This is a genomic window from Spiroplasma sp. hy2 (genome assembly GCF_044714365.1).
In the GTDB taxonomy this organism is placed as follows: domain Bacteria; phylum Bacillota_I; class Bacilli_A; order Mycoplasmatales; family Mycoplasmataceae; genus Spiroplasma; species Spiroplasma phoeniceum.
Map to the genome: position 1 here is coordinate 1 of NZ_RXFZ02000026.1, position 8,906 is coordinate 8,906.

Annotated in this window: 13 protein-coding genes and 1 pseudogene; 13 read left to right on the forward strand and 1 reads right to left on the reverse strand. The window is 23.8% G+C overall.

Annotation, left to right across the window (positions count from 1 at the left end; genetic code table 4):
- The first annotated feature begins 112 nt into the window (after positions 1 to 112).
- From EHV01_RS01590 to EHV01_RS01645, 12 genes are all read left to right on the forward strand, one after another.
- On the forward strand, positions 113 to 322 hold the full coding sequence (locus EHV01_RS01590; protein WP_422065914.1) for a cation:dicarboxylate symporter family transporter: 210 nt from the start codon (positions 113 to 115) through the stop codon (positions 320 to 322).
- A 166-nt stretch (positions 323 to 488) separates the two neighbouring features.
- On the forward strand, positions 489 to 1,016 hold the full coding sequence (locus tag EHV01_RS01595; protein WP_422065915.1) for an FAD-dependent oxidoreductase: 528 nt from the start codon (positions 489 to 491) through the stop codon (positions 1,014 to 1,016).
- Between the two features lie 13 nt (positions 1,017 to 1,029).
- Positions 1,030 to 1,671 carry an FAD-dependent oxidoreductase gene (locus EHV01_RS01600; protein ID WP_422065916.1) on the forward strand — a complete coding sequence of 214 codons (642 nt, stop codon included), beginning with the start codon at positions 1,030 to 1,032 and terminating at the stop codon, positions 1,669 to 1,671.
- A gap of 282 nt (positions 1,672 to 1,953) precedes the next feature.
- Positions 1,954 to 2,103, forward strand: a complete 150-nt coding sequence (locus EHV01_RS01605) for a hypothetical protein (RefSeq protein ID WP_422065917.1) — start codon at positions 1,954 to 1,956, stop codon at positions 2,101 to 2,103.
- Positions 2,103 to 2,330 (forward strand): hypothetical protein, encoded by a 228-nt coding sequence (locus EHV01_RS01610; protein WP_004028563.1) that lies wholly within the window; start codon positions 2,103 to 2,105, stop codon positions 2,328 to 2,330. The genes EHV01_RS01605 and EHV01_RS01610 overlap by 1 nt, the downstream gene beginning before the upstream one ends.
- Positions 2,331 to 2,630: 300 nt before the next feature.
- Positions 2,631 to 3,080 (forward strand): DUF3627 domain-containing protein, encoded by a 450-nt coding sequence (locus tag EHV01_RS01615; RefSeq protein WP_422065918.1) that lies wholly within the window; start codon positions 2,631 to 2,633, stop codon positions 3,078 to 3,080.
- Positions 3,081 to 3,218: 138 nt separating this feature from the next.
- Positions 3,219 to 3,422, forward strand: coding sequence for a DUF2649 family protein (locus EHV01_RS01620; protein ID WP_422065919.1), 204 nt, complete (start codon positions 3,219 to 3,221; stop codon positions 3,420 to 3,422).
- Entirely contained in the window at positions 3,422 to 4,435 is a 1,014-nt protein-coding gene (locus EHV01_RS01625; protein ID WP_422065920.1) for a hypothetical protein, read from the forward strand. Before EHV01_RS01620 ends, EHV01_RS01625 begins: the two co-directional genes overlap by 1 nt.
- Positions 4,428 to 4,862 (forward strand): hypothetical protein, encoded by a 435-nt coding sequence (locus EHV01_RS01630; protein ID WP_422065921.1) that lies wholly within the window; start codon positions 4,428 to 4,430, stop codon positions 4,860 to 4,862. Before EHV01_RS01625 ends, EHV01_RS01630 begins: the two co-directional genes overlap by 8 nt.
- Positions 4,863 to 4,880: 18 nt before the next feature.
- Positions 4,881 to 5,117, forward strand: coding sequence for a hypothetical protein (locus EHV01_RS01635; protein WP_004028554.1), 237 nt, complete (start codon positions 4,881 to 4,883; stop codon positions 5,115 to 5,117).
- Positions 5,118 to 5,128: 11 nt separating this feature from the next.
- The gene (locus EHV01_RS01640) at positions 5,129 to 5,437 is read left to right on the forward strand and encodes a hypothetical protein (protein WP_422065922.1); all 309 of its coding nucleotides are present in this window, start codon (positions 5,129 to 5,131) and stop codon (positions 5,435 to 5,437) included.
- Positions 5,430 to 7,607 (forward strand): spiroplasma phage ORF1-like family protein, encoded by a 2,178-nt coding sequence (locus EHV01_RS01645; RefSeq protein WP_422065923.1) that lies wholly within the window; start codon positions 5,430 to 5,432, stop codon positions 7,605 to 7,607. Before EHV01_RS01640 ends, EHV01_RS01645 begins: the two co-directional genes overlap by 8 nt.
- A gap of 11 nt (positions 7,608 to 7,618) precedes the next feature.
- Here the strand turns inward: EHV01_RS01645 and EHV01_RS01650 are convergent, their stop codons facing one another.
- Complete coding sequence (locus tag EHV01_RS01650) at positions 7,619 to 8,050, reverse strand: lipoprotein (protein ID WP_422065924.1); 432 nt, start codon at positions 8,048 to 8,050, stop codon at positions 7,619 to 7,621.
- Between the two features lie 332 nt (positions 8,051 to 8,382).
- On the opposite strand from EHV01_RS01650, the pseudogene EHV01_RS01655 reads away from it, so the two are divergent.
- Positions 8,383 to 8,906: pseudogene (locus tag EHV01_RS01655) on the forward strand (IS481 family transposase); the annotation flags it as partial.

Below are 8,906 nucleotides of genomic sequence, written 5' to 3' on the forward strand. Positions count from 1 at the left end.
KDWWATTTTTAAATAAAAGACATAATTAATTAAAATTATAATTTGCTATTAGTATCTTTTTAAAAATATTTACAATTATTTTAATAGGTTATGCAAGAAGTCTATTGTTTTATTGGTAGTAGTTGTCGCATCGTTAGGAATTGCTGGTGTGCCAGGGACAGCAAGTGTTGTTACTGCTGGTGTTTTAGGAGGAATTGGATTAGGAACATTGTATGTGCCAGTTTATGCAATTATTGGTGCTCTAGATGGTTTATTTGATATGGAACGAACAGCTGTCAATGTTGCGGGGGATTACAAGCAACAACAACTGCTGCTCAGTTAACTAATTCATTAGAAAATGAAGACTTAATTCTTTTTAAATGGTCAAGATTGCGAAAAAAACGAAAACGGGAAAAAAGAAAAAACAAAGAATAAAGGCTTAGTCCTTTATTTTTATTTTAATAATCTAAGGTTATAATATTACTATAGAAGAAAGAGAGTTGAAAAATATGAAAGTAATAGTAATTGGTGGTTCAACAGCTGGCATGACAGCAGCAAGTAAATTAAAACGTATGTTAAAAAATGATGTTGAAATTATTGCTTATCAAAAGTTTAAATATCCATCATTAGGAGCTTGTGGAATTCCTTATTATGTTGGAAAACATTTTGACAATGCAGAAAGAATGATTGCACGAACTGTTGAAGAATTTCAAAATCGGGGGATTTTTGTTAAAACTAGTTGTGAAATAACACGCATTGATTTTAAAACAAAAACTATTTACGGAATTAACTATAATACAAACCAAGAATTTATTGATAATTATGACAAATTAATTATTAGTGTTGGAGCAACACCACGTCGTTTAAATTTAGCAGGAGAAGACGCTGTAAATGTTTTTACAGGGACAACCTTGGAAGCTGCCATTGAATTACGTTCACGTTTAAAAAAAGTAAAAAATGTTACTATTATTGGCGGAGGTTTTATTGGATTAGAATTTTGTGAAAGTTTTGGCTTGGCAAGAAAAAAAATACGTTAATTGAAGCTGACAAATGAATTTCACGAAAATTGCTTGACGAAGATATTGCGCATTTATTAGCAAATGATTTAGAAAAAAAGGAATTAAAATTAAAACAAATACCAAAGTAACAGAACTTGTTGTTGAAAATAATAAGGTAACAAAAATTAAATTATCACCGGAAGAAGAAATTGTAACAGATTTAGTATTAGTTGCAATTGGGGTTACTCCGGCAACTAATTTTTTAAAAACAACAGATTTAAAAATGAATGAATTTGGGGCAATTTTAGTGAATAACAAATTTGAAACAAATATTAAAGATGTTTATGCTGTAGGTGATTGTGTGATGACAAAAAATATTATTGATAATAAATTAAATTATATGTCGTTAGCAACAATTGCAGCCAAAAATGGTAAGGTTCTAGGTAATATTTTAGCAGGAAAGAAAGATCATTTTCCTGGTGGAATTGGAACAAGTATTATGCAGGTTTTCGAAAGTGAAATTGCTCGAACAGGATATACAAAAGAACAAGCAATTTTGAATGGTTTTAATGTGAAAGAGGTCGTTGTAAATGGAACAGATCATACACACTATGTTGCTGATGCGAAGCCAGTAACAATTAAAATTTGTAGAAACCACAAACATTTTGTACTTTTGTGGTGTTTACATTTTTAGAAATAAATTTTATTAATATTTTAAATAAGGAGTTGAAATTATGCAAACAAAGCAATATTTTATTTTGTGGTCGTTAGTAAAAAAATATGGTAAAGATAATGTTATTAATACTGTTAATAAGATTGCAAAAGATATTGAAATTAAAAAGTAAAGAATAAATTATTCCGCGTAATTTATTAGCGGATAATTTATTCAATAATGTTTTTAAAGTGGAGCAAAGCGACAACGAGCGGAGCGAGTTTACAAATTTCAATTTTTTAATTTATTGAAAGGAGTTATATCATGCCAGTATGATTAACATGGATATTTAGTGTTTTGATTTTGTTAGGAATTTTTGCGTGAATTGGTTTATCAATTTATCAAAAAGTTAGACAAATTCAAGGTAAGAAAAAAGAAAAAAAAGAACTTGAAAAAAAGGAGGATAGAAAATAATGAATTTATTAACTGAAACAGTTACAAAAATCGGTTTTGGTGATGGAATGAATTCCATTTGAACTGGTTTAGGTAATGCAATGGGTAAAGTAAAAGATGCTGTATATGGTATTTTACCGCAATTAATGACCTTTTTAGGTGATGCATGAATTATTTTAATTCCATTTGGATTATTTATTATTATTAAGATATTAAACTTTTTCCGTCATATGGTTAAAGGATTTTAAGAGTATATTACTCTATATTCAAAGTATTTTAACAAAAACTAAGGCACACTAGTTTATTTATTTTTTATTAATTTATTTATATAACTATTACTTTAAAACTTAATAGTATTTTTCAGTGTGCCAATTTTTATTATTTTATATTTTTAACATTGTTAATAACATTGTTTATTAAACATTAAATAAGCAATATATTAGCATTATGTATAACATTGTTTTTATCAGTAAATAAGCAGTATATAAACATTAAATATAACATTGTTTAATTAAACAAATATTTATATTAGTTAGGAGTTGATAAAATTGAGTAATTTTGTTAAGAAAAATCAAAATATAGTAAATTATTTTATTTCTAAGGAACTTATCCCTTTTGAAACAGATAAAGCAAGTTTTATAAATTTACCTAATCACAATCGTCATATTGGTTTTTGGTTGAGTAATAAGTTTATTTATCCTAGTCAAAAACATTCAGAACAAATAGCAATCGGTTTAATTTATGATAATTCTTATAGTATTGTAAAATATGATGAAAATTTAAAACAACATGATTGAAAATTTTTAACTGGAACAGAAATAATTGATTTGTATAATCAATATAAACAAAACTATTTTACGCGTATGCATAAAGCATTATTTTTAAATGAACCTAAAAAAGTAAAAACAAATAACAATAATAATTTAATAAATTGAAATGATGAAAAAGTAGAACAATTAATTTGCGATTTAGAAGAATTAGATAGTGAGTTTATATAATTATTGAGTTCAATTTGTTAGTTATATTATTGGTTCAAATGCCCCTGAATTTTTATATGTTATATCGTTTGTATTATTTATAATTTTATTTTTTGGAATGTTTTTTAAACTTATTCAGAAAATGTGGAGTTTTTAAAAATGCAAAATGATTGAGAAAAATTAAAAGAGTTTTTTATTTATGTCTTTTTGTTTATAGATAAAACGAATGTTGAAACTATTACAACTTGAAATTTAACTCAAAATGAATATTTAACTCTTATGATTGGCATTTGAATTGTAATTTTGTTTTTAACTTGGTTCTTATTGTGAATGATTTTTAAAATAGTTGGCTATTTTAAATAATGAAAAAGTTTGCATTTTTTCTAATAAACTTTTGTTATATTAGTGGTTCAATGGTTTTGTTTAGTTTAATTGATTTATTGCTTTGAATAATTTCATTAAATTATACTGGTTTAGTATTTTGACTATTATTTGCTTTGCAGTGTGTTTATTTTGTTTGGTGAATTTGAAAAAATGTTTTTTATCAGTTAAATGTTTTTCGTTTAGTTTACTTTATTTGAGATAATCCGTTATCAGTAATTATTGGTAAATTAGGAACTGGTAAAACATTACTTTTAACTTTTTTATCACAAGTTATGAAACTTTTAACAAAGAAAATTTATAGTAATTATCCAATCGAAGATGATGCAATAAAACTTTTAACTTTTAATAATTTAGATTTTACTGATAGAACAAAACTAGTTCCCCCTGATGATAGTTTTATTTTATTTGATGAAAGTTATTTATATATTGATGGAACTAGTCCCCACGAAGTTAAAAAAGTTCACGGTGGTAAAAGTGTGTGAATTGTTTTAGCAAGACATTTTAAAAATAGAGCAATTTTTACCGTACAGCGTGAGGGTATGATGTGAAATAATATTCGTCATTTAGCGAGTGGTATTATTATTCCGATTTCATTGAAAAAACCCGTTAAGTCAAAATTAGGTAATATTTTTAATCGTAGTTTTGTTATGCGAATTGGTATTTTTCAAGATATTACCGATTATGAAATTTGAAAAACAAAATCAGTAGAACGAACAGCAGAAGGTAAACGAGCAAAACATAAATCGGATGTTGGTTTAGGAATTCGGTTTTTTAAGATAATTATTCCGCTTGAATTTGCCAATAAATATGATAGTCATTGATTAAGTTTTGTTCGTGATTTAAAAAATGATGAAGTTATTAATAAAAAAGAGTACTTTTGAAAAGATATATCAAAATTAAACAATAAACAACGCTTAGAATTGTTTGATATTGATATTTTGAAAGAAAATTTAAAAGCAAAAAAAGGGAAAGGAAAGATAAAAAATGAGTAATTTATTAAGTGAAAGCGTTAATAATGATAATTGAAATAAGATTTTTAGTTTTATTTTTGATACTTTTTTATTTGTTTTTGATGTAATTTGAAATACTAAATTACCAATGACAAATATAACGATTGCTTATTTTTTAATCTTTTTTATGGTTATTAAGTTATCAATTTATGCTATTCACGGAACATCAACTAATTATAACGATTTAGGTTCAATAGTTAAAAGTGGTGTTATTAATAGTTCTAAACTATACGGTGCTACTGTTCGAGGTGTTTCTAGTACTAAAAAAGGCTTACAAGGGCATATTAAAGAGCGTAAACAGTTTAAATTTAGTCGTAATAAACAGCAATTATCAAGTTTAGTAAGACAAGCAAAAACAAGAGAACAAGGCTTTAAAAGAATTCATAGCACTAAAAGAATAAAAAAATAAGTAAGGAGTTGATTTTATATGATTAAGTTAGTTTTATTGGTAGCGGCAATTGCTATATTTGGTACTGGTTTTATTACAGTTATTATTAATCAGTTGACATCAGCAAAAAATATTATTATGGATTTATATAATTCTGATACTTGGTTATTATCTATTTTTGGTAAAATGGCGATTTTATTTAGTCATCCGTTAATGTTAACAATATCAAGTTTATATATTATTGGTTTTATTATTTCAAAAACATTATATAGTTAGGAGTTAAATTTATGAAAAGTAATGTAGAAAATAAAAAGAAAAAGAAACAAAATGGTTTATTTATTTCTTGGGTTGATTTAATTTTATATTTTATTATTAGTTGTTTATTAGCGTTTGTATGTATTTTAGATACAGTTTCAACGATTGGCGAATTAAAAGAAAAATATAGTGGTATAAATGGTTATATATTTTATGGTTTATGATTTATTATATTATGAGATATTTTAATAATTCATTATTTTTATGGTTATTTATTTAATGAAATTATTAAATTAATAAAAGAAAATCGTAAAAATAAGTTGGTAGAGAATAATGCGTAAGTTTTTAGTATTATTTTCTTTTGTACCAATATTATTAATTTCTTTTTTCTCATTAGGGGCAATGACATTACAACAAAACCATCAATCACAACAAATAACAGAAAAAGCAAGAACAAAGCGAAGTGTAGAAACTGGTATAAATGAAACTGATTTTATTAATACGATGTTTTTACGCAGTAGTTTTTTCGAAAATTGAAGTGATACCAATTATTTTATTAATCCAACTTTAAAAACATCAAAATCATTAACTTATAACGATAAATGATATTTAGATTTTTTAAAAGATAGTTATTCAACTGGTGTTTCTTATGATAAACCTAGTGATAAATTTATGGATTTATATAAAAATTGAGATAATTATACTAAACAATATAACATTAATAAATTTTATGATGTTGATAAAAAACAATTTTTAAGAGAATTAACAAATTTTATTTACTCTTTTACAAATAAATATAATTTAACAGCAATGTTAAATAAAATAAAAACAAATATAAATGATTTACAAGAAGTTAATTTGGTTCATCAAAATTGAAAGTTAATTGATAGTTCTTTAAATAATATACAAAAAGAATTTAAAAATTATAATAAATGATATTTTATTATTTGAAAAAGAGGAAATAGTTCACATTGAATATGACAATCAATGTTTTTTAAATATGATGAGTCTGCTCCTAGAATGACGGGTGCTTGACTTTCTTCTATAAAATCAATTTATCGTTGAGATAATACAAATGAACCTAAAAAACTAGAATTTAATGAAAGTACTGGTGATGTTATTTTTTGAACCGATAATGATTATCAAAATACTCGTTCTTTTTTATTAACATATATTGATGTTATTATCCAAGAAAATATTAGAGTTCAGCAAGGCGGTAATCCCGATTATGAGAGTTCTATTGTTGGAACACAACGAATAATTTTTGATTTTGAAATTGTTGATGAAAGCGACAGATATACTGCTATGTATTTTATTAAAAAATCAATTTATCGGATGATTTTAACGATTGATAAAAATAATAACATTATTGCTGGCAGTTTAGAATTGACACATACTAAGACAGCAAGTAATGATTCATCTCATTTTTATAAGGAAATTAAATTAGGTTTTTTGTTTACTTTTATGCAAGATAAAGATAACATCTTTAATTTTGATGGAAATACTAATTCATATTTAGAAAATGGAAATATTAAATATTATGAACAGATGAAAGGTCAAATTGATATTAATAAGTTTTTAAAAGCCTTTTTTGCTTATGCTTTGGTGCCAGTATTTCAAAATCGGAGTAATTTTATTGAAAGTGGTTATATTGATAATTTACAGTATGATACTGTTTTAATTAACTTTTTTGGTTTAAAATTAGTTAATTTTAGAGATGTTTTAATTGATAAAAATAATATTAATAAAAATCAATTTGAAAAATTATTAAATAGTATGTTTACAGTTTCGCAAAATTTTTATAAAGATTATTTACGAACAATTTTTGATTTAGAAAATAATACTTATACACAGGGATATAATAAAAAGTATGGTTTATTAGTAAATAATGGTTTTAAAATTTATCCTCGTTACTTTTATTTTTCTGATAAATATAAATCATTAGATTTTAAAATGTACTCTGCTTATAAAAATCGGTTTTATAACACAAATTATGGAGATGTATTTAACTATGATTTTTCAGTCTCAAATAATTATAATATTAATCAAAATGATGGTTATGTTTTTGAAGGTGCTTTAAAAGATAAATATGGTTTAAAATATAAAAAAATGGAAGAACAAAAAATAGGTTATAATGTCTTTGAATTACAAGCACAAAAAGATAATGATATGTATCGTTATTATGATTTTAATTTTGGTATTTATAATTGACAAGAAATTAATAACGGTGGATTATTTCCCGATAGTCAATGATGACAAGCACAATATGAAAGTTGTAGTTGATATAATTTAGCGTGTCATATCAGAAATGCTGCAATTTGAATAGTTAATAATATTCCTGGTATTAAACAAGTAAACGAATTAGCGAGTGGTGTTGGAAAAATATTTCAAACAATATATAGTTTTTTTAATCAAACATTCGAAGTATGAAAATTTAGTCCTGCATTGTATAGTACAATAACTAATTTATTCTTGTTAATTATCTTTATGAAATTTGTGCGATTAATTTAAAAAAGGACTTGTTAGTCCTTTTGTTCTTTCCAATCTATAATTTTGCCAGTACTTTCATTAAATTCTAGTTTTTTAGGCTCATTTGTATTATCTCAACGATAAATTGATTTTATAGAAGAAAGTCAAGCACCCGTCATTCTAGGAGCAGACTCATCATATTTAAAAAACATTGATTGTCATATTCAATGTGAACTATTTCCTCTTTTTCAAATAATAAAATATCATTTATTATTATGATTTTTAAATTCTTTTTGTATATTATTTAAAGAACTATCAATTAACTTTCAACTACTATTTTCTGGTGGTTGTTGTGGTTCTGGTGTAGGTTCTGGTTTATTACGCCCCCCGTTTTCATTGTTATTTGGTTTTTCACAACTAATTAATGATGTTGTACTTGTTGCTGTTAATCCAATTACTCCTAAAATACTAAGTATCTTTTTCATATAATTTTTCCTTTCTTTTAAAATATTATAATTATTTTAACATTTTTAGTTGGGTATTTGATATATTTTATAAATTAAAGATAAGATTAATTTTTATTTACCACAGTTTTTATCGCCAATATTTATAGTTATTCATTTATCATCTATTTTTTGAGTAATAAAACTACAATTTTTACATTTTTTTAAATCTTCGTCTAGGTTTATTAAGTCATGCATAATATTTTCTCTTCTTTCTTTATAAATTGTAAATAATAACTAATAAAAAGTTAATTAATTTCAAAATGTTATAATTAACATAATTTAATATATATTTTTAAGGTGGGTGTAAATTAATGAAATATATTATTAATAACTCTAATTTAAGCGATTTACAAGCAAAATTGCAAGATTTTTTAAGTAAAAATTATAAAAATAAATACTATAAAAGAATAAAAACAAAAATATTTGCATATATTAATTTATGTAAGGAGTTTTTTCTTGAAACTAAGTTGTTATTAAAAGATTTAATTAAAAAATATTTTAAAAATAAGTTTTCAACTTTTTATTACTGAGCAAATAAAATTTTACTTGCATATGCAAATAATAATTTTGAAGATTTATTATTAAAATCAACAGTTCCTAATAATATTAATTATCAATATAGTAATGATGTTCGTGAAAATATCTGTGATTTATATTTTGAATATTCTGATAAACGTGCTGGTGGTGTTTTATCTTTGTATTATAATTTAAAAAAAGGAATTCATGGTGAAGAATTAAAAAATAAAGCACCAAAAAATTTAAAAACATTTTTTCGTTGACTTAAAAAAGATAAACGATGATTAAAAATAAAAAATAAAATTAAAGAAATTAAAAM